Consider the following 21,518-nt stretch of genomic DNA (forward strand, 5'->3'; position numbering starts at 1 on the left):
TGGATTGTGCGGTCTGGTGCCCTCACCCTAACCCTCTCCCACAGGGAGAGGGAACCCATCGCATGCGGATCAATATGCTGCGCGGTTTTTCTCCCTCTCCCCGGGGGAGAGGGCCGGGGTGAGGGGTTGCACCCACCCGCGCCCCAGCGCCGATCCCTGCACACCGTGTTCGTTAAGGTATTTATCCAGCTCCACCATCCCGGTCCAGCGATTTTCACACCACAGCGGGGCGAGCAGCGTCGGACGACGCGCGCTGGCGGAAATGCGGTGGTAAATCACCTCGGGCGGCGTATGGCGAATCATCTCGCCTGCCGTCACGGTGTAATCCTCCAGCGCAATACCGCTTAAGCGCCCCGCTTCCCATGCCTTCGCCATAATGCTGCCCTTCACGATATGCAGCGGATGCAGCTTGATGCCGTCCACACCGGTCTCTACTACACGTTCCAGAGTTTGCAGACATTCACTCGCCCCTTCGCCCGGCAGGCCGACAATCAGGTGCGAACAGACTTTCAGCCCGCGTTCGCGTGCCAGTCGCGTGGTGTTCTGGTAGCAGGCGAAATCATGCCCCCGGTTGATGCGATGCAGCGTTTTATCGTGCGCGGTTTGGAGCCCCAGTTCCAGCCACACCTCATAACCCTGATCTTTATATTCAGTGAGCAAATCGAGCACCGCTTCCGGCACGCAGTCCGGGCGCGTGCCTACGCACAGGCCAACGATATTGGCCTGACTGACTGCCTGCTGATACATAGAGCGCAGCACCTGTACTTCCGCAAAAGTGCTGGTATAAGCCTGGAAATAGGCAAGATAGCGTTTGGCGCGATTCACCAGGCTGGCCTGATGTTCAAGCTGCTCGGTTATCGAGCGGTACTGCTGCGCTTCGTCGGCAAAAGAAGCGACATTGCAAAATGTGCAACCACCCCGGCCAATAGTGCCATCACGATTCGGACAGCTAAACCCACCATGCAGCGTCAATTTATGGACCTTTTCGCCATAGCGACGCGCAAGATCCCCACCAAACATATTGACTAATTTTTGTAACTGCATAATCTGATAGACCGGCCTGTAGAAAGGGGCCAAGCCTGCCATTTTTAGTCTCGATCGGCGATGACCTGGATCAATCGCCCGGTAGACCTTTATCTCATTGCATAATCACTCAAAATAAATGCAATTTCATTCACCGCTCAACCGATTACTTTTGCTTATATACGCCGCTTATTTTGCAATAATCCGCCTCCCGTAGAAAAACAGAGTGATCCTATACCCGCACAACCATTGCCAGTGTTATGTGCTGCTTTAAGCGGCAAATTCAGCACAGGTCATTTATCACAGCGCTTCCAGACAGTGAGTCAGATCACACTCCATCCGCACCTGTTTCGTGGTTAATACAATGTAAAATACATCTAAAAACATTTATTATCATAGAGTTAACGCCTGCTTAGCACATTTTCAGATAAATAAGTTTGCCATTTGACCTGTCTACGGATTCCCGATAAGTTGGAAATCCGCTGGAAGCTTTCTGGATGAGCACTCAGCTCATCATATTTATGCAGTAATTGAGATTCCCTCTGAAGCAAGTCCTCAAACTTGTTTGACCTGCGCGAAAAGGCAAAAGAGGGCGAATGCGAGATTGGTCATTGAACGACCCAATCCCGTCGCCATGCTCTTTCTGCGCCCGTGCGCAATCGGTGTCGGAGTGAGTCACGTAGAGCCTGGGGAGGTTCACTGATATGTTGTACGATAAATCCCTTGAGAGGGATAACTGTGGTTTCGGCCTGATCGCCCACATAGAAGGCGAACCTAGCCACAAGGTAGTGCGTACCGCTATACACGCACTGGCCCGCATGCAGCACCGTGGGGCAATCCTCGCCGATGGTAAAACCGGTGACGGTTGCGGCCTGCTGCTGCAAAAACCGGATCGTTTCTTCCGCATTGTGGCGGAAGAGCGCGGCTGGCGTTTAGCCAAAAACTACGCCGTCGGTATGTTGTTCCTCAATCAGGACCCGGACAAAGCCGCCGCATCACGCCGCATCGTTGAAGAAGAATTGCAGCGTGAAACGCTCTCTATTGTTGGCTGGCGCGATGTGCCGACCAACGAAGGCGTGCTCGGTGAAATCGCCCTCTCCTCGCTGCCCCGTATCGAGCAAATCTTTGTTAACGCCCCGGCTGGCTGGCGCCCGCGCGATATGGAACGCCGTCTGTTTATCGCCCGTCGCCGCATTGAACAACGCCTGGTGGAAGACAAAGAGTTCTACGTATGTAGCCTGTCTAACCTGGTGAACATCTATAAAGGTCTGTGTATGCCGGCGGATTTGCCGCGCTTCTATCTGGACCTCGCGGACCTGCGTCTGGAATCGGCCATCTGCCTGTTCCACCAGCGCTTCTCCACCAACACCGTGCCGCGCTGGCCGCTGGCACAGCCGTTCCGCTACCTGGCGCACAACGGTGAAATCAACACCATCACCGGTAACCGTCAGTGGGCACGCGCGCGTACCTATAAATTCCAGACGCCGCTTATCCCTGACCTGCACGACGCCGCGCCGTTCGTTAACGAAACCGGCTCCGACTCCAGCTCAATGGATAACATGCTCGAACTGCTGCTGGCAGGCGGGATGGATATCGTACGTGCGATGCGTTTGCTCGTTCCGCCAGCCTGGCAGAACAACCCGGATATGGACCCGGAACTGCGCGCGTTCTTCGACTTTAACTCCATGCACATGGAGCCGTGGGATGGCCCGGCGGGCATCGTCATGTCCGATGGTCGCTACGCGGCCTGTAACCTTGACCGTAATGGCCTGCGCCCGGCGCGCTACGTCATTACTAAAGACAAGCTCATCACCTGTGCATCGGAAGTGGGTATCTGGGATTATCAGCCCGATGAAGTGATGGAAAAAGGCCGCGTTGGGCCGGGCGAGCTGATGGTTATCGATACCCGCAGTGGCCGCATTCTGCACTCTGCCGAAACCGATAACGACCTGAAAAGTCGCCACCCGTACAAAGAGTGGATGGAGAAAAACGTCCGCCGTCTGGTGCCATTTGAAGATCTGCCGGACGAAGAGGTCGGCAGCCGCGAGATGGACGATGACGCCCTCGCCAGCTACCAGAAGCAGTTTAACTACAGCGCGGAAGAGCTCGATTCCGTTATCCGCGTGCTGGGCGAAAATGGCCAGGAAGCCGTCGGTTCTATGGGCGATGATACCCCATTCGCCGTACTCTCCAGCCAGCCGCGCATTATTTATGACTACTTCCGCCAGCAGTTTGCGCAGGTAACCAACCCGCCAATCGACCCGCTGCGTGAAGCGCACGTCATGTCGCTGGCGACCAGCATTGGTCGCGAAATGAACGTCTTCTGTGAAGCGGAAGGCCAGGCGCACCGTCTGAGCTTCAAATCACCGATCCTGCTGTTCTCTGATTTTAAACAGCTCACCACCATTGAAGATGAGCACTATCGCGCAGACACGCTCGATATTACTTACGACGCGACTGAAACCTCGCTTGAGGCGACGGTAAAAGCGCTGTGCGATAAAGCCGAAGAGATGGTGCGTAACGGCACCGTTCTGCTGGTGCTCTCTGACCGCAACATCGCCAAAAATCGTCTGCCGGTTCCTGCACCGATGGCGGTTGGCGCTATTCAGGCACGTCTGGTTGATAAGAGCCTGCGCTGCGATGCTAACATCATCGTGGAAACCGCCAGCGCCCGCGATCCGCACCACTTCGCCGTGCTGCTTGGCTTTGGTGCGACGGCAATTTACCCGTATCTCGCCTACGAAACGCTGGCGAAACTGGTCGATACCAAAGCAATTGATAAAGCGTATCGCACCGTGATGCTGAACTACCGTAACGGCATCAACAAAGGTCTGTACAAAATCATGTCCAAAATGGGCATCTCGACCATCGCCTCATACCGCTGTTCAAAACTGTTTGAAGCAGTCGGCCTGCACGACGACGTGGTTGAGCAGTGCTTCCAGGGCGTGGTTAGCCGTATCGGCGGCGCAAACTTTGACGACTTCCAGCAGGACCTGCTGAACCTGTCGAAACGCGCCTGGCTGGCACGTAAACCGATTAGCCAGGGCGGCCTGCTGAAGTACGTTCACGGCGGTGAATATCACGCCTATAACCCGGACGTGGTGCGCACACTGCAACAAGCCGTTCAAAGCGGTGAGTACAGCGACTATCAGGAATACGCGAAGCTGGTCAACGAGCGTCCGGCGGCCACGCTGCGCGATCTGCTGGCCATCACGCCGGGTAGCGACGCTGTCAGTATTGATGAGGTTGAACCGGCGACTGACCTGTTCAAACGCTTCGATACCGCGGCGATGTCTATCGGCGCATTGAGCCCGGAAGCGCACGAAGCGCTGGCGGAAGCGATGAACGGCATCGGCGGTAACTCTAACTCCGGCGAAGGCGGTGAAGACCCGGCGCGTTACGGCACCAATAAAGTGTCGCGTATCAAGCAGGTGGCTTCCGGTCGCTTCGGCGTCACGCCAGCGTACCTGGTCAACGCCGACGTCATTCAGATTAAAGTCGCTCAGGGTGCGAAACCGGGCGAAGGCGGTCAGTTACCGGGTGATAAAGTCACGCCGTACATCGCCAAACTGCGCTATTCGGTGCCGGGTGTGACGCTTATCTCCCCGCCGCCGCACCACGATATCTACTCTATCGAGGACTTAGCACAGCTGATTTTCGACCTGAAACAGGTCAACCCGAAAGCGATGATCTCCGTGAAGCTGGTGTCCGAACCTGGCGTCGGCACTATCGCTACCGGTGTGGCGAAAGCCTATGCCGATTTAATCACCATCGCGGGTTATGACGGTGGTACGGGTGCAAGCCCGCTGTCGTCGGTGAAATATGCTGGCTGCCCGTGGGAACTTGGCCTGGTGGAAACCCAGCAGGCGCTGGTTGCCAACGGTTTGCGCCATAAAATTCGTTTGCAGGTCGATGGTGGCCTGAAAACCGGCGTCGATATCATCAAAGCGGCGATTCTCGGCGCGGAAAGCTTCGGCTTCGGTACTGGCCCGATGGTGGCGCTGGGCTGTAAATATCTGCGTATTTGCCACCTGAACAACTGCGCGACGGGCGTGGCAACTCAGGATGACAAACTGCGTAAGAACCACTATCACGGCTTGCCGTTCAAAGTGACCAACTACTTTGAATTTATCGCCCGCGAAACCCGCGAGCTGATGGCGCAACTGGGCGTGACCCGCCTGGTTGACCTGATTGGCCGTACCGACCTGCTCAAAGAGCTGGACGGTTTCACCGCCAAACAGCAGAAGCTGGAACTGTCTCGCCTGCTGGAGACCGCTGAGCCACATCCTGGCAAAGCGCTGTACTGCACCGAGAATAACCCGCCGTTCGATAACGGCGTGCTGAACGCGCAGTTGCTGCAACAGGCGAAACCGTTTGTCGATGAGCGCCAGAGCAAAACCTTCTGGTTCGATATTCGCAACACCGATCGCTCCGTGGGTGCGTCGCTCTCCGGTTATATCGCTCAGACACATGGCGACCAGGGTCTGGCCGGCGATCCGATTACCGCGCACTTCAGCGGGACGGCGGGTCAGAGCTTCGGCGTCTGGAACGCGGGCGGCGTTGAACTGCACCTGACCGGCGATGCCAACGACTATGTGGGTAAAGGCATGGCGGGCGGCCTGATCGCCATTCGTCCTCCGGTCGGTTCCGCCTTCCGCAGCCATGAAGCGAGCATTATCGGCAACACCTGCCTTTACGGCGCGACCGGTGGTCGTCTGTATGCCGCAGGCCGCGCGGGTGAACGTTTCGGCGTGCGTAACTCTGGCGCAATCACCGTGGTCGAAGGTATTGGCGACAACGGCTGTGAATATATGACCGGCGGTATCGTCTGTATTCTGGGTAAAACCGGCGTTAACTTTGGCGCAGGTATGACCGGCGGCTTCGCCTACGTTCTGGATGAGAGCGGCGATTTCCGCAAACGCGTTAACCCGGAACTGGTGGAAGTGCTGGACGTTGACTCTCTGGCAATCCACGAGGAGCACCTGCGCGGGCTGATTACCGAGCACGTCCAGTTGACCGGTTCATCGCGTGGTGAAGAGATTCTGGCGAACTGGCCGGCGTTCTCCGCGAAGTTTGCACTGGTTAAGCCGAAGTCCAGCGATGTCAAAGCACTGTTGGGTCACCGTAGTCGTAGCGCAGCAGAGCTGCGTGTGCAGGCGCAGTAAGGGGTCATCATGAGTCAGAACGTTTATCAATTTATCGACCTGCAACGCGTTGATCCCGCTAAGAAAGCGTTAAAGATCCGCAAGATCGAGTTTGTTGAAATTTACGAGCCGTTTTCAGAAGGCCAGGCCAAAGCGCAGGCCGATCGTTGCCTTTCCTGCGGCAACCCGTACTGTGAATGGAAATGCCCGGTACACAACTACATTCCGAACTGGCTGAAGCTCGCCAACGAAGGGCGTATTTTTGAAGCGGCAGAACTGTCGCATCAAACCAACACCCTACCGGAAGTGTGTGGGCGTGTTTGCCCGCAGGACCGTCTGTGTGAAGGCTCCTGTACGCTGAACGATGAGTTCGGCGCCGTAACCATTGGCAACATTGAGCGCTATATCAATGATAAAGCGTTCGAAATGGGATGGCGTCCGGATATGTCTGGCGTGAAGCAAACCGGCAAGAAAGTGGCGATTATCGGCGCAGGCCCGGCGGGCCTGGCCTGTGCTGATGTCCTGACGCGTAACGGCGTAAAAGCGGTCGTCTTTGATCGTCACCCGGAAATTGGCGGCCTGCTGACCTTCGGTATTCCGGCCTTTAAGCTGGAAAAAGAGGTCATGACCCGCCGTCGTGAAATCTTCACCGGGATGGGGATTGAGTTCAAACTGAATACCGAAGTGGGCCGTGACGTGCAGCTTGAAACCCTGCTGAGTGATTACGACGCGGTGTTCCTCGGCGTCGGCACCTATCAGTCGATGCGCGGTGGTCTGGAAAATGAAGATGCCTCTGGCGTGTTCGATGCGCTGCCGTTCCTGATTGCCAATACCCGTCAGATCATGGGCTTTGGTGAGAATAAAGACGAGCCGTACATCAACATGGAAGGCAAACGCGTGGTAGTGCTTGGCGGTGGCGATACCGCGATGGACTGCGTGCGTACCTCCGTTCGTCAGGGCGCAACGCATGTCACCTGTGCTTATCGTCGTGACGAAGAGAACATGCCAGGCTCACGCCGCGAAGTGAAAAACGCGCGTGAAGAGGGTGTTGAATTCCAGTTCAACGTGCAGCCGCTGGGCATTGAAGTGAATGCTAACGGCAAGGTCTGCGGCGTGAAAATGGCGCGCACCGAGATGGGCCAACCGGATGCAAAAGGCCGCCGCCGTGCGGAAATCGTTCCTGGCTCCGAGCATGTCGTTCCGGCGGATGCGGTGGTGATGGCATTTGGTTTCCGCCCGCACAGCATGGAATGGCTGGCGAAACACAGCGTCGAACTGGATTCTCAGGGTCGCATCATCGCCCCGGAAGGCCACGAAAACGCCTTCCAGACCAGCAACCCGAAAATCTTCGCTGGTGGTGACATTGTGCGTGGTTCAGACCTGGTGGTAACCGCCATCGCCGAAGGCCGTAAAGCGGCTGACGGCATCATGAACTGGCTGGAAGTGTAAACCCTGCCTCAGCGCCGCCTGCCTGGAAAGGAAGGCGGTGCTGAAATCCCCCGCTTTTGCTGGAAAGCCCCTCGCAGATCCTGAAGAAAATGAATGCAATACGCTGTTGCGGATTGTTCCACGCGAACGCCCGGCGTATAGCTGTTCCATTTTCAACGCAGGCTCGCATTGAGGGATAAAGGATGGAATCGCTCCCCGCACAATCCACTGAAGGTTATCAACAGATTCACGATGGCATTATTCATCTGGTCGATAGCGCACGGACAGAAACAGTACGTAGCGTTAATGCACTGATGACAGCGACATACTGGGAAATCGGCCGACGAATTGTCGAGTTTGAACAAGGCGGCGAAGCCAGAGCGGCTTATGGTACACAACTAATTAAGCGGCTATCGAAGGATTTAAGTCTAAGGTATAAGCGTGGGTTTTCTACCAGGAATTTATGGCAATTTAAGGATTTTTATATTTGTTTTCAAAGAATTGAAATTGTGCAGACACTGTCTGCACAATTCAGCCCTGCAATTCACCAGACACCGTCTGGAGAATTCAGCGCCACAATTAGCCAGGCGCTGTCTGGTGAATCCTGCCATTTAGCGCAACTCGCCAGGTCGTTCCCCTTGCCCTGGTCCACTTATGTCCGCCTGCTTTCCGTTAAAAGCCCCGATGCCCGTAATTTTTACGAAAAAGAGACGCTCCGTTGCGGCTGGTCTGTTCGCCAACTTGAGCGGCAAATCGCCACCCAGTTTTATGAGCGCTCAGTACTGTCTCGCGACAAGTCAGCCGTATTGCAACGAACCCAGCCAGTGGAAGCCACTATCATCCCGCAACAAGCGATACGCGATCCTTTCGTACTCGAATTTCTGGAACTTAAAGATGAGTACTCAGAATCCGATTTTGAAGAGGCACTGATTAACCATCTGATGGATTTCATGCTGGAGCTTGGGGATGATTTTGCCTTTGTTGGCCGACAGCGACGGTTACGTATTGATGACAACTGGTTTCGAGTGGATCTTCTGTTTTTCCATCGTCCTTTACGCTGCCTGCTGGTTGTAGACCTTAAGGTCGGGAAATTTAGCTATACCGATGCCGGGCAAATGAATATGTATCTGAATTACGCGAAAGAACACTGGACGCAACCAGGAGAGAATCCACCTATTGGATTAATTCTTTGCGCTGAGAAAGGCGCAGGTGAAGCACATTACGCGCTGGCCGGTTTGCCGAATACCGTTCTGGCGAGTGAATATAAGGTGCAACTCCCCGATGAGAAACAACTGGCGGAAGAATTAATTCGCACTCAGCAGGCGCTGGCATCAAGGGTCAGACGCCGCTAAAAAAACTTATCCGACTGATAATTAATATTTTTTCAGGCCGGATTAGCGCCAGCGCTATCCGGCTTTTTTTAACGCGCGAGTAAGCTGGCGCGGACTTTCACCACCGTTTTTTTAATCTCTTGCGATAACGCGACGGTACATCCCGGCTTATGCGGTTCCCCCGGCATAAACACAGCGAACATCCCCGGCTTTAACGTCACCGCTTGCTCATTCTCGATGGCAGAGCAAAGCTGGTAATCCTCATCAGTATGTACCTCTTCACACTGCCGGGCCGCCCCTGCCACACCGAACAAAATCCGTTCTTCTCCACTCAGCAAAAGCTGGATATCCACATACTGCGCATGCAGTTCTGCTTTTTTACTTTCGGCTGGCTGTGTGGCAAACGTCATCACATTCATAAAGATGTCATCGCCGCGCAGTTCATAACGCCCTGGCGATTTCTCTTGTGGGCGGGCAGTTAACGCCAATGTTAACGCTTCAGCCAGGACAGGGTGTAACCCCGCAGCAGCCAGCGATTGAATATCCCCAGTTACCATGATTGTTCTCCCTGGGCCAGAAGTGCGGCCCCCAGTAATCCGGCATCGTGCCGATAGTGTGCCGATTGTAGTGTGACCTGATAAACAGCAGGTTCCTGCGCAAGACAGGTCTCCACCCGCGCTAAATACCCTTCCGCCAGCCCAACGCTGCCGCCAATGACCACGCACTGGCAATCGGTGGTCGCTTTTACATCGGCGATTAATCTTGCCAGCGTCTGCGCAGAACGATGGATGAGTTGTATGGCTTGTTCATCACCCTGCCCGGCGCGAATAAAGATCGTTTTAGCGTCACATCCGGCGAGTTCGCCTTCTGCCGCTGCGGCAATCCCGCGCCCGGAGGCAATCGCTTCGACACAACCACGGCGGCCACAGCCGCACATCGGCCCGTTAGGATCGGCCAGCGTATGCCCCAAATACCCGGCGAGACCTCCCGTTCCGGCGATCGGTTTGCCGTTGATTATCACCCCTCCTCCCACACCCGTAGAAACGGTGAGGAAAACCATATCGCGATAGTCATCGTGGAGCGCGTGATACTCAGCCCACGCCGCTGCCTGTGCGTCGTTAACGGCTAATGTTGGCAACCCGGTTATCGCTTCCAGCGTCTTCGTGAGCGGGAAATTCAGCAGGCCCCCCAGATTAAGCGGGTTAATCGCCAGCAGCACGCCATCGCGGATAATCCCGGTTGAGGCGATCGCCACCCGCGTGGCGCGAGGGTAAAGCGGCTCAACCAGCGTTTGCAAAGCGGCGCACAGCGCATCCGTCGTTTTGCTCGCCGGTGTGGGTAGCTCGCGGCGTTCCAGCAGGTTGAGCGCATCATCCACCAGGGCGGCTGCCAGTTTAGTGCCACCGATATCAATCGCCAGCGTGGTCATGATCGCCCCTTTTTCAGCGCCGTGTTGTACCACTGGCAGATATGTTCAAGGCGAGTGATGGCGGAACCGACTGTGACCGCCCACGCGCCGTGGCGCATCGCCTCAGCCGCCTGCGCAGGGGTGTTGTAGCGCCCTTCGGCAATCACCCGGCAGCCCGCATCACTCAGGGATTTCACCAGTGCGAAGTCTGGCTCTTCCGGTGTCTGCGGCGTGGTGTAACCCGAAAGCGTGGTGCCGATAATCTCGGCCCCCAGCCGATAGCAAGCCATGCCATCTTCAAATGTTGAGCAATCGGTCATCGCCAGCAAACCGTGCTGATGAATCTGTGCCAGAAGCGCTTCCACACTCGCCGGGCGCACGCGGTCCGTACCATCAACCGCAATAATATCTGCCCCGGCCTGCGCCAGCGCATCAACATCGTCCAGAAAAGGCGTGATTCGCACCGGAGAATCATCAAGGTCACGTTTGAGAATGCCGATAATCGGAATCGACACGACTGCACGAGTGGCGCGTAAATTCGCTACGCCTTCAATGCGCAGTGCAACTGCCCCGGCCTGTTCCGCAGCCAGCGCCATCGCGGCAACGATATCGGGTTTATCCAGCGGGCTATCAGGAACGGGCTGACAGGAGACAATCAGCCCGCCAGATTGCGCAATGTTGTTATTCAGCTGTTCAAGTAAAGCCATCATCATATCCTCGGAGAAGCGCCCGGCCTTTGCCGGGCTCCCTGTTAACTTTTACTTTTCACTAATCCGCTTTTATCGCCGCCAAACGGTACAGCGCCACTAAACGGTTTACCGTCGATCGCATCGTGTGTGCGCAGCGCTTCCGGGCGGATCCAACGCTGAACGCGCGTGGGCATATCAAGGCCGATCAGCAGGATCACGACAAACGTCAGGCTGAAGGAGAGCGAGCCCAGCGCGGTGCCCAGATCCAACCGCTGGGCAATCAATGCGCCGAGGATCGGCGCCAGCGCGCCGCCTAACGCACCGACGTTGTAGGTAAAGCCGAGGCCTGCCGCACGTTGATCCGTTTCGAAATATCCCCCGATCAACTTCGGTAAGATCCCGGAGATCCCCTGCCCCAGCATCTGCTGGAAGAAGAGTAACAAGCCCAGCACCCAGACGTTTGTGCCACCAATCGCAAACACCGGAATGATCAGCAACTGTGAGGCCAGCAGGCTACAAACATAGGCTTTACGCGTGCCCAGCCAGTCGCCGAGGAACCCGCCCACGCAGCAGCCAACCGCCGCGCCAAATCCGCTGAAGAACAGGACGTTCGCCACCGTGTGCGGGTCATAGGCCAGCTCGGTTTTCAGATAGGTCGGTAACAGTGCCTGAATAGGCCACGAGTAGAGGAACGCAAAAAGCACAACCACCATCAGCATGACGCCGGTCGGCCAGCGTTTGCCGCTGCTTTGCACCATAAAGCTGATGAAGATGATGGCGCACACCAGGCCCAACAGGGCCACCAGCCCGGCAATGCGTGCTTCACCGGCGAAGCAATACCACAGGGACGCCCCCGCGACACAGGTCATGATGATGTTCATTACGCGATACTGGCCGCGATAGAGGATATCGACCATCGTGCGCACCGGGGCTTTACCTTCGTGTTTCTCTTTCCAGTCCTCCGCTTCCGGGATGTTTTTACGCAGCCAGAGAGCAAAGACAATAGGTACGATGCCGATGAAAAACAGCGCACGCCAGCCCCAGACGGGCACCACCAGGCTGTAGACCTGTGCGGCGATAACAGCACCGACAGAGAAACCCGAAATCAGGAAGCCACTGGCTTTGTTGCGCAGGTGTTTAGGCCAGCTTTCGATAACATAGGTGGCGCTGGAACCGTATTCCCCCGCCATCCCCATACCGATCACCAGACGGGCGATAAACAGCGAGGTGTAGCCCGGTGCAAAACCGCAGGCGAGCGTTCCCGCTGAAAAGAGAATGATGCTGGTGACCATGGCCAGGCGACGACCGTAGCGATCCCCCATTGCGCCGAGCATCAGGCCGCCGAACCAGCGGGAGATAAAGGCGGCGGAGATAAGGCTAGCCGCCTGTACCGTGGTTAAACCGAATTCACCCTGCACTTCCGTCAACACCAGGGCGATTAAGACAAAATCAAAACCATCAAGCAAATACCCCAACCAGGCGGCGGAAAATGCCCGCCATTGTGCCCGGTTGAGATGGCGATACCACGGGATGTTCTGGATTGTTGTACTCATGGTGAGTCTCCCGCGGTGGGCTGGGCCCACGCGCTTTGATATGAATGTGTTTGGATGGGTGCGGGTTCTCCCCCTCACCCTAACCCTCTCCCTCAAGGGAGAGGGGACCGACCGCGCCAGCGGTTATGTGGGTGCGGTTTGTCCCCCTCACCCTAACCCTCTCCCTCAAGGGAGAGGGAACCGACCGCGCCAGCGGTTATGTGGGTGCGGGTTCTCCCCCTCACCCTAACCCTCTCCCTCAAGGGAGAGGGGACCGACCGCGCCAGCGGTTATGTGGGTGCGGTTTTCTCCCCCCTCACCCTAACCCTCTCCCTCAAGGGAGAGGGAACAGACCGCGCCAATAATCATGTGCCTGCGGTTTTCCCCCTCTCCCTGCGGGAGAGGGCCGGGGTGAGGGGCAAAATCAGCTCCGCTCCTGCATCAACTGCTGCGCCAGCGCTTTCAGTTCCGGCAGGTATTTTTCATCCACCGGCGCGAACGGCTTGCGGCACAGCGGCACAGAGACCACATCCATGTAATGCAGAACCGTTTTCAGGCCACGGAACACGCCGACTTTGATCAGCAGGTCGATAACCTCGTTACACTGACGCTGCAACTGTTGCGCCTTAGTGATATCGCCCGCTTTCAGCGCCTGCACGATCCCCATGTAACGCCACCCCATGATGTTGTAGGTGCTGCCGATCCCGCCGTCTGCACCTGCCAGCAGGCCGGAAGCAAAGATTTCGTCGTACCCGTTGTAGAGCACCAGATCCGGATGTTCGCGTCGGATCTGCTCCATCTGATACAGATCGCCCGACGTTTGCTTCAGCGCCCCCACGCCCGGCAGCGTGACCAGAGTGTTGATCTGATCCAGCGTCAGTTTTACCCCACTCAGTGCCGGAATGTTATAGACCACCATCGGTAATCCATCAGCCGAGTCGATAATTGCGCGATAGTGGTCACAATGTTCTTCAAAGCTAAACGGGTAGTAAAACGGTGTTACCGCAGAAACGGCGTCAAAGCCGTAACGTTTTGCGGCAACGGCCAGTTGCTGGCTTTCCGCGGTACTGATGCAACCGACATGGGCAATAAGCGTCAATTTGCCTTTGCCTTCTTCTGCCACGATTTCCAGCACTTGCTCGCGTTCCGCCAGGCTTTGAACGAAGGCTTCTCCGGTTGAGCCCCCGACATAAACGCCGTCCACACCCTGTGCAATGTTGAAACGCACCAGACGACGCAGACTCTCTTTATCCATCTTTTGTTGTGCGTCGAAAGGGGTGAGCAGCGCGGGCATGACGCCACGTAAATTGCTTGCCATAAATACCTCGTAGTGATGTTTAATTGGAATAACTATGTACCTTTATACCTGTTATACCAGATCGCTTTTGAAGCAGCGTAATACAGAAAGCTTATTGTGCGATCGACTTCACTAAACCGATCGCAATACGACGATCACTGACGGGATTTTTTGGCTTTGCCGAAAGCGTGCCAGGTCGCGGAAACGCTGTTGAGGTGATCCTGAAGCGCGCGATCGGCTTCGTCGGGATCACGGGCGCGGATGGCGTCGACAATCGCGATATGCTGTTGGTAGCTGACGCTATTGTGTTCGTGGAGTGCTTGATCCGCCACTTTTGGGCGGGCGGCAATCAGCCAGTCGAGCAGCGCGACGTGGATCGCCATAAAGATCGGGTTGCCGGGAATTTCCGCCAGCACGCGGTGGAAGTCGACGTCCGAGCGGATAAACTGCGCGTTGTCATCCAGCGCCTGGCTGTTGATCTCCAGCGCTTTACTCAGCAACGCAATTTGCTCATCCGTCGCGTGTTCAGCGGCGTAACGTACCAGGCTCGATTCAAAGAAAAGACGCAGTTGTTCGAAGTGCGCGATACCGCCAGGATGCGAGAGGAAATCTTTCGCCATGCCGGAGAGTTCGCCGATGATGGTGTCTGCCGACGGACGTGAAACGCGAGCGCGTTCGCCGTTATTGATTTGCACCAGCCCTTTCCGCTTGAGCGCGGCCAGTGCTTCACGCACCGACGGGCGACCAACATTGAAGAACGCCATCAGTTCGCGTTCGGACGGCAGTTGCCCATCGTCACCAAATTCCCGGCGGCGAATCATCTGCTCCAGCTCTTCTTCCACCATGTCAGACAGCTTTTTACGCGCCAGCGGACGACGGCGCAGGCTGTTGCCGATGGTGTCTGCAGATTGAGGATCGAAAGCGCTCATAGGTACCGTTTCCATTCACTGTAGAGGGGAAGTTAGCCTTTACCATCATATCATAAAACAGACGCCGGAAATGACGACGGGGCCAGATGGCCCCGTCGCGTCGTTAAATTACCGTCACTACAATTCATTTAAGACATACTGGAAACGGCACGCAGAATCAATCGGTTGCCGGCTACTGGTATTCACCTTCACCACAATGTCGTGGAGTTTTCTATCCGTTAACGGTTTACGTGTCGGTGTGACTGTCACCTTTGCATTATCGCAACCATAAGAAGTAAACGTTAATAAATCTGAAACTGCACGACAGTATGCTCCTCTGGCATCAAAATTACTGCCATCGCAGAGATTGCCACTTTCCATCAAATAGGTCGAAAGCGTTGTTGTGATGGTTGAACCATTGGATTGTAATTGTAACGTTTTAGAATGGCTAACATAACTATCACTCCAGGATATATCATAAGAAGATACTGGAATTGTTGGACAAACAGTACGACTCATTGTTGGACTTGTATATGCACTAAATCCACTGGCCTGGGCAACTGAATAAAGAGAGGCAATCCATGGGCAGCCATAATCATCAGATGCGACCGTGACATTAAAAGTCATAAATCCGCAGACATATATAGTCGTATTCATACCTGGGCAGTTTGAGCTATCTGTGCGGCCCCAGTCAGCCAGCACTAGCTTTGGTGCCGGACCTGAGCCGGTCCAGGATATTACCGGGAGAGTATCGCCTCTCCCCGCGCGTGTTGCATTGTATTGACCATAAGCGACTTCTTTTGGCGTTAATACCGTAACATAGTAATATAAAGTACCCTGCATAGAGGCATTATTCATTGCATAATATACTGCAGTCCCTGGAAAGCTTGAGCTGTAGAGCTTATCACCCGCATAGCTCTTTGGGGTTCCTAAACTGAGAGCAAGTAATATCAGACTTGCGAAACAAATCATCCATTTTTTCATATTATATATACTCGAAGGTTGCCGTCAGGTTGGCGGTAAAATCGCCCATCGTTACTTCCCGACCGCTTTTCGCCTGTAGCCAGGCCCTGAAATTAATATTATTGCTGCCATCGCTAAGCGTGAATTTCGCCCCGGAGGGGTTGTTAATCGCCACCCGTACACCGTCCGTCGTTTCCATCCCAATTCCGACGCCTTGCGCGGTTGATGTGGTATCCAGCGCCAGGAAACCGGGCTGCTCACTGTCTTCCGTACCGGTAAGGGTCACCTGGACCTGATAACTCGCGGGCCCCTTACAATCTTTCAGCTTAAACACCACCGGGATGTGCGCAGACTCCCCCGTAGCCATAAGATCCCGACGACTGATAGTCGGAAAATGGACTTCGGCCAGATTCCCGCTCTCAACCACCAGCGTACAAGAACGGCTGAGTAAGTTGCCGTAAAAATGCAGGTTGTTGTCCACGGCCAGAGCACGTATGCTGCAGATCAACAACAGGCCCGCTAACAGCCCATAACCGAGTGAACAAATACGTTCTGTCTTCATTGATAATCCACCCGCAAGGTTGCATAGGCTGAAAAGGTGGTATCGCTCAGCACCGCATCGGCTGACTTCACTGGTACGGCCTCCAGTTTCGGCTTTTGGGTAAAATCGGTGGCGTTAATGGCAAGCGGAGTATTCAACACAAAACGCTGACCATCATGCTGAAGCTCAATACCAAAGCCGGGAACGTCTGTTTCGATAGCCGCGTTATTGTAGGCGGTCGGCGTCCCCGTCCAGGTGAGCGTCATGTTCAAGCTGGGATCGCGCGTGTCAGAGTCACAGCTCAGGTCATATTCCACTTCCTTGCGGCCATAGTCCCCGTTGATACTGTCGATGATGAGATCGCGAAATTCCACTTCGAGGGTCTTTCCATCGCTGATAGCACAGACAGGCGGTGCCACCAGCGTACCGTGGAAGGTGATGTCATCGTCAGCCGCCAGCGCAACGCCACCGCAGGTGCAGAGTAAAAGGAACAAGCGTTTTTTCATTGGTAATCCACCACCATCGTCATAGTGGCGTTAAAAACCGCAGGCATAAGCTGCGCTCCGCTCTGTTTAACCGGCACTGCTTTGAGATTGGGCGACTGGTAAAAGTTGAAAGGAGTCCAGTTACCTTCACCCACTCTGAACAAAGAGTTATCGGCACCGTTTTCGATGCGAATGCCCAGGCCTGGTATTTCGGTGGCCATGACAGTTTCCCCGTTAATCACGGTGGTTGCGCCTTTAAGCTGCATCCGCAGTTCATCAGCACCCACCGCCCTGTTATCACAGTTCAGGGTATAAAGCGGGGTCGTGGTACGGTAATTTGTGCCATTGATTTTGCTAATGTAGACATTGCCAAAATCCACGTTGCTCCCCTTTACGGAACAGGGCGGTGGCCCATCCACCAAAATGCGCAACGACAATGACACCTTTTTACTTTGCCCTGCGACAGCAAGGTTCCCCATCAGCCAGCCGCTCAGGAGAAAAATGCCCGTTCCCACCAGAAACGTGTATTTCATAAGACTCTCCCGGCATCAGCCTTTGCGGCTTTGCTCTGCATCCACCTGGCAATTATTGCCAGTGCATTTAAAGTTCAGCGACAATCGCGCACCGTAGTCGTTGACATAAGTCAGCACCGGCACAGTGTCCATCTTCACATTCAACGGTGCGGACGATTTCGGCGGCATGACCAGCGGCGTAAACCCAGCTGCCGGATTACCATTTTTCTGTGTGCTGGCATTGCTGATAATCACGTAATACGGCGTGGGGTTGTTGACGGTGAACGCCTGGCCATTGCGGGTTAACGTCACCTTGTGCTGCCACGGGTCTCTCATGTTAATTTTTGCCAGTGCCTTGGGTCGCCAGAACAATTTGATACGCGTTTGCAGGGCAATCTGCAGCGTATTAGGTTTGTTCGATTTTGGCGGGATTTCACGCACGTTAAAGTAGAACATGCTCTCACGATCGGCGGGTAACTTGTTGATATCCGGCATTCCCTGGACTTTTACCTGACCATTCATCATCGCATCTATACGCTGTACCGGCGGCAGTACCGTAAGTGGCGAGCTGATTTTGTTGCCCTTTTCGTCCTCCATCCAGCTTTGCGCCAGGTAGGGCTGCTTCGGGTCGTTATTGCGCAACGTGACGCTGATAGATTTGTCGCCTTCATTGAAGATCAGGCGTGTGCGATCGGGCGTCACCGATGCGTCGGTTGTAAAACTGGCGGCCGCCACCAGCAGCGCCAGCGCCGGGGCAACGCGTGTTGCAGAGCGAGTCAATGTATACATGGATCAATCCTTAATCACGTTATTGGTTTGCTGAAATAGCCATGGGTTCCGCGCCAGGTGTGACCTGCTGCGTTTGTTCCTGAATCATCGGTTTAATCTCTACCGGAGCCGCAGGCATCACCGCGCCTTGTTGCTTGCAGGGCAGTAACAGGCCATTGAACAGGTCGGCGGGTAGCGGGTCTGGCAGAGAAATCTCACAGTGGGGTTCACCATTCCATGAGACACGCATGTGTTCGCCCGCTTTTACCCCGGCCAGATAGACGTTGCCGTCATCATCAACCAGGCCGACCTGCTGGTCATGCTCGTTACTCACTTCCGCACCGAATGGTGGGTAACTGCCATCACTCATGCGCAGAACTGCCATCGCCTTTTGCCCACTGATGACCGCAAATTGACGATAGCCAATAGCGCCTTCGGTAAGCGTCGCCTGCACGACAGACTGCGTGGCTTCGGCGTTTTCTGGCAGTTTGGTCAGGTCAATCGTGGCCTGGTTACGGTAGTAATTATTGACGTCGGCAACGACGGCTTTGCCAAACATATTGGTGTACACCGCTGCACCATTTCCTTCGACCGGGACGTCAGCGACGCCGTCAGCGTCAATCAGTAATCGCGTACCGCCCATATTTTGAGTACGGTGCAACGCGCCACCGTGAGCCGTGAGCGTAGCGCCGCCCTGTAGCGACAACCCGGCAGAGGTGTACTGCCCTTCATGGTAGTTGGCACTGAGGTCCACATGGACCATTGAACCGTCACGGCTGTAATAACCATCCACGCTGGAGTGATTTTCACTGTTGCCCACGTTTATCTGATAATGACTGGCGTCATCGATACGGCTGAAATACCCTACCTGGCTGCTGTCTGAACCGCTACCGTAGTTGCCGTTGTAACTCACAACGCTGCTATCGCCCCACGGCATGCTTAAGGAGATGTAGACGCCTTTGTCAGCGCTGTCGTCATACTCGTAGCGATAACCGGTCAGAGAGATACTCATGTTACGAATGCCGCCCATATTGAAATAGTGGGAGAGCATTACGTTGTAGTTGGTCTGTTCATCACGATCCCAGTAGGTGTGACGCGTATAGTTCAGATAAACAGAAACACCGGCATCCCTGAAGTTCTGGTTATAGGTGGCGGTGTACATCTCTTTATCATTGCCTGAGCGGACCATTGCGCTGTCATTCGCGTCCAGGTACTCGCTCATGGTCATATAGTTCTCTTCCGAGAAGCGGTATCCGGCGAAGGTGACGCGGCTGTTGAGTTCGTCAAAGTCTTTGGAATAACTGACTCTGAAAGAGTTACCGTCGAGCGTGCTTTTTCCGTAAGGGGTCGAATCGTCAAGTCGGGTATGCGAGTGGGTGATATCAAAGGCCATCGCGCCGAAAACGGAGAGATCGCGACCAATCCCAAGCGCGGCTGACTGGTAATTTTCATCGCCAAGCGCCCCGCCATACAGCGACCAGCCGTTTGCTATCCCCCAGGACGCCTCGCCACCGGAAAAGAACCCGCCTTGCACATGGTGCCCCCACTCCTGTGGTCGCCCCATCATAATTTTGTAGCGCACCTGGCCCGGGCGAGTCAGGAACGGCATGGAGGCAGTGCTGATGTCATACTCCTGCACCTGACCGTTTGTCTCTTCAATGCGCACATGCAGCGTACCAGAGCTAAAATCGGCGAGATCCTGGATACGGAATGGCCCGGCTGGCACCTGGGTTTCATAGATTACGCGCCCGGCCTGGCTAACGGTGACTTTCGCCGCCGTATGGGCCACGCCGGAAATATCCGGGGCATAGCCGCGCAGATTCGGCGGCAGCATTTGATCGTCAGTACTGATACTACCGCCGATGTAGTTAAAGCCATCGAAAATATCGGAATCGAGGTAATCTTCACCGAGTGCCAGTTTGGCTTTCAGGCTCGGTAACGCGCGCCAGGCATAGTAACGGCTCCAGTCCCAGTTTCTTTCGGTGCTGTCTTCCGTCTCTTCATCATTACTGCGGGTATGCTGATAATCGCTCTGCCAGTCGGCTCGCAGGCGCCACGGCCCGAGGTTAACGCCAACCGTACCGTTGCCACTGATATCGTTGCTGTCATCACCGCCATTTTCTTCGTGTCGGGTTTGGGCGTTGATGCTGTAATCGGCAATTAAACCTGAGATGCCATCATCCCAGCGCGAGGGAGGGTCCCAGTCGACATCGCTGTATTCAAGATACGCCTACGGCAAGCTGATAAGGAGTGCGGACTGGCTTAAATCAACACGCATTTCCAGACCGTCTAATTGGCCTGGCTTGAGGCATTTACCGTCGTGAACCCATTGAAAATTTTTCGCAATGTCTTCTTTGAAACCAAGCAGTGCCACCAGGTCTGGCGACAGGCAGGCGTAAGTCTTATTGGCATCATTTTCTGTTGCATACCAGTAAATATCATATTCACCGGGTAACGGCTGTTTATTAATCTCAACCTGTAAACTGTATTTACCTGGCTCAACATAACCCTGGCTTGAAAAGCGTTTTAAATCGATTTTCGTGTCGCCTTTTAATTCCAGAAAACGGGAATCAAACTGAATATCTTCATCAGCCCAGGCATTGATATGGCATCCAGAGATGGCCACGGCAACGCACCAGGGAAGCGCCCGTAAGCGGAAAAGGGAATGGTCAGGCATACACGTATTCATCCGTGATTATTATAATAAGTCCAAAAACTCGCCAAAATCCCCCATAGCGCGATGCTATGGGGGTGAATTACCTTAGAGATAGGTAATCTGGAAGGTGGTATTCGCTTCAAAACCACCCAGGTCAGGCGTACCCGTCGCACCGACTAACCAGGCTTTGAAGTTCAGAGTCTGTTTAGGTTTGCCTTTATTGGTTACTGAGTCATTTACGATCGGCTGTTTAATACCAGCACCGCTTTTATAGGAAGTACCTTGCTTATCACCAATCGCCAGGCTTACATTGTTAAACGCAGCACCTGTATCGGTATTAAAAATGGTGTAGTAATTGTCGTTTCCCGTAGAAACGTTACCTGTGAACGTCGTTTCCATGTTCGTTTGGGTATCAAATACGCAGTCCTGTAAACGAATCTGAAAGTCTTTCGGCGTGGTAGTCCCGTTGTTTTTGAGTGCTTCTGCACCAATGTTGCCTAAATCCACTTCCAGTTTGTGATCGTCTGGAACGATAGAGCACGGGGATTCTTCAATGGTGCCATAGAAACGTGCAGTACCGTTGTTGCCTGCAGCGAAGGCTGACGCGGAGACAACTGCGCCCATTACCATTGCGGCTGCAATGGCAGTTTTAGCGAACTTACTCATTATTTGTCCTTAAATCATAAATAATAAAAATATAAACAACCTCTTTAATGAAATTATAAAATTCAAAATTTAAGATGATGTTTATAGTCAACCATCGAATAGGCGTCATTGCTTCCCGCAAAAGAATTGCATGTGATTATATTCTTTGGTGAGCGGGGATAGTGTCC

Annotated in this window: 16 protein-coding genes and 1 pseudogene; 3 read left to right on the top strand and 14 right to left on the bottom strand. The window is 54.5% G+C overall.

What is annotated here, in order from left to right; genetic code table 11:
* Positions 1-69 precede the first annotated feature (69 nt).
* Positions 70-1,044: a tRNA modification radical SAM protein MnmL/YtqA gene (mnmL, locus tag NMC31_RS15550; protein WP_253898398.1), complete on the bottom strand. Its 975-nt coding sequence runs from the start codon at positions 1,042-1,044 to the stop codon at positions 70-72.
* Between the two features lie 683 nt (positions 1,045-1,727).
* On the opposite strand from mnmL, the gene gltB reads away from it, so the two are divergent.
* The 3 genes from gltB to NMC31_RS15565 all read left to right on the top strand — a co-directional run bounded on the left by gltB (position 1,728) and on the right by NMC31_RS15565 (position 8,947).
* A complete protein-coding gene (gene gltB / locus NMC31_RS15555) occupies positions 1,728-6,188 on the top strand; it encodes a glutamate synthase large subunit (protein WP_253898399.1) in 4,461 nt (1,486 codons plus the stop codon).
* A gap of 9 nt (positions 6,189-6,197) precedes the next feature.
* On the top strand, positions 6,198-7,616 hold the full coding sequence (gltD, locus tag NMC31_RS15560) for a glutamate synthase subunit GltD (RefSeq protein WP_149464008.1): 1,419 nt from the start codon (positions 6,198-6,200) through the stop codon (positions 7,614-7,616).
* 182 nt (positions 7,617-7,798) lie between these two features.
* The gene (locus tag NMC31_RS15565) at positions 7,799-8,947 is read left to right on the top strand and encodes a PDDEXK nuclease domain-containing protein (protein WP_253898400.1); all 1,149 of its coding nucleotides are present in this window, start codon (positions 7,799-7,801) and stop codon (positions 8,945-8,947) included.
* 68 nt (positions 8,948-9,015) lie between these two features.
* Here NMC31_RS15565 and nanQ read toward each other — a convergent pair whose 3' ends face one another.
* The 13 genes and pseudogenes from nanQ to NMC31_RS15630 form a co-directional block, all read right to left on the bottom strand.
* Positions 9,016-9,483, bottom strand: a complete 468-nt coding sequence (nanQ, locus tag NMC31_RS15570; RefSeq protein ID WP_253898401.1) for an N-acetylneuraminate anomerase — start codon at positions 9,481-9,483, stop codon at positions 9,016-9,018.
* Positions 9,477-10,355, bottom strand: a complete 879-nt coding sequence (nanK, locus tag NMC31_RS15575; protein ID WP_253898402.1) for an N-acetylmannosamine kinase — start codon at positions 10,353-10,355, stop codon at positions 9,477-9,479. The genes nanQ and nanK overlap by 7 nt, the downstream gene beginning before the upstream one ends.
* Positions 10,352-11,041, bottom strand: a complete 690-nt coding sequence (locus NMC31_RS15580) for an N-acetylmannosamine-6-phosphate 2-epimerase (RefSeq protein ID WP_253898403.1) — start codon at positions 11,039-11,041, stop codon at positions 10,352-10,354. Before NMC31_RS15580 ends, nanK begins: the two co-directional genes overlap by 4 nt.
* 44 nt (positions 11,042-11,085) lie before the next feature.
* Positions 11,086-12,576 (bottom strand): MFS transporter, encoded by a 1,491-nt coding sequence (locus tag NMC31_RS15585; protein ID WP_149464013.1) that lies wholly within the window; start codon positions 12,574-12,576, stop codon positions 11,086-11,088.
* A 403-nt stretch (positions 12,577-12,979) separates the two neighbouring features.
* The gene (nanA, locus tag NMC31_RS15590; RefSeq protein ID WP_253898404.1) at positions 12,980-13,873 is read right to left on the bottom strand and encodes an N-acetylneuraminate lyase; all 894 of its coding nucleotides are present in this window, start codon (positions 13,871-13,873) and stop codon (positions 12,980-12,982) included.
* Between the two features lie 134 nt (positions 13,874-14,007).
* A complete protein-coding gene (nanR, locus tag NMC31_RS15595) occupies positions 14,008-14,781 on the bottom strand; it encodes a transcriptional regulator NanR (protein ID WP_188016881.1) in 774 nt (257 codons plus the stop codon).
* Between the two features lie 117 nt (positions 14,782-14,898).
* Positions 14,899-15,744: a StfH/YfcO family fimbrial adhesin gene (locus NMC31_RS15600; RefSeq protein ID WP_253898405.1), complete on the bottom strand. Its 846-nt coding sequence runs from the start codon at positions 15,742-15,744 to the stop codon at positions 14,899-14,901.
* Position 15,745: 1 nt separating this feature from the next.
* On the bottom strand, positions 15,746-16,285 hold the full coding sequence (locus NMC31_RS15605) for a fimbrial protein (RefSeq protein WP_000846184.1): 540 nt from the start codon (positions 16,283-16,285) through the stop codon (positions 15,746-15,748).
* Positions 16,282-16,770, bottom strand: coding sequence for a fimbrial protein (locus tag NMC31_RS15610; RefSeq protein ID WP_000746532.1), 489 nt, complete (start codon positions 16,768-16,770; stop codon positions 16,282-16,284). Before NMC31_RS15610 ends, NMC31_RS15605 begins: the two co-directional genes overlap by 4 nt.
* Positions 16,767-17,282: a fimbrial protein gene (locus NMC31_RS15615; protein ID WP_000877917.1), complete on the bottom strand. Its 516-nt coding sequence runs from the start codon at positions 17,280-17,282 to the stop codon at positions 16,767-16,769. Before NMC31_RS15615 ends, NMC31_RS15610 begins: the two co-directional genes overlap by 4 nt.
* Before the next feature lie 15 nt (positions 17,283-17,297).
* Complete coding sequence (locus NMC31_RS15620; protein WP_000288457.1) at positions 17,298-18,050, bottom strand: fimbria/pilus periplasmic chaperone; 753 nt, start codon at positions 18,048-18,050, stop codon at positions 17,298-17,300.
* A gap of 19 nt (positions 18,051-18,069) precedes the next feature.
* A pseudogene (locus tag NMC31_RS15625) lies at positions 18,070-20,706 on the bottom strand (fimbrial biogenesis outer membrane usher protein).
* 84 nt (positions 20,707-20,790) lie between these two features.
* Positions 20,791-21,351 carry a fimbrial protein gene (locus NMC31_RS15630; protein ID WP_253898406.1) on the bottom strand — a complete coding sequence of 187 codons (561 nt, stop codon included), beginning with the start codon at positions 21,349-21,351 and terminating at the stop codon, positions 20,791-20,793.
* Between the last annotated feature and the right edge of the window lie 167 nt (positions 21,352-21,518).

Source organism: Pseudocitrobacter vendiensis (assembly GCF_943590815.1).
GTDB classification, from domain to species: domain Bacteria; phylum Pseudomonadota; class Gammaproteobacteria; order Enterobacterales; family Enterobacteriaceae; genus Pseudocitrobacter; species Pseudocitrobacter vendiensis.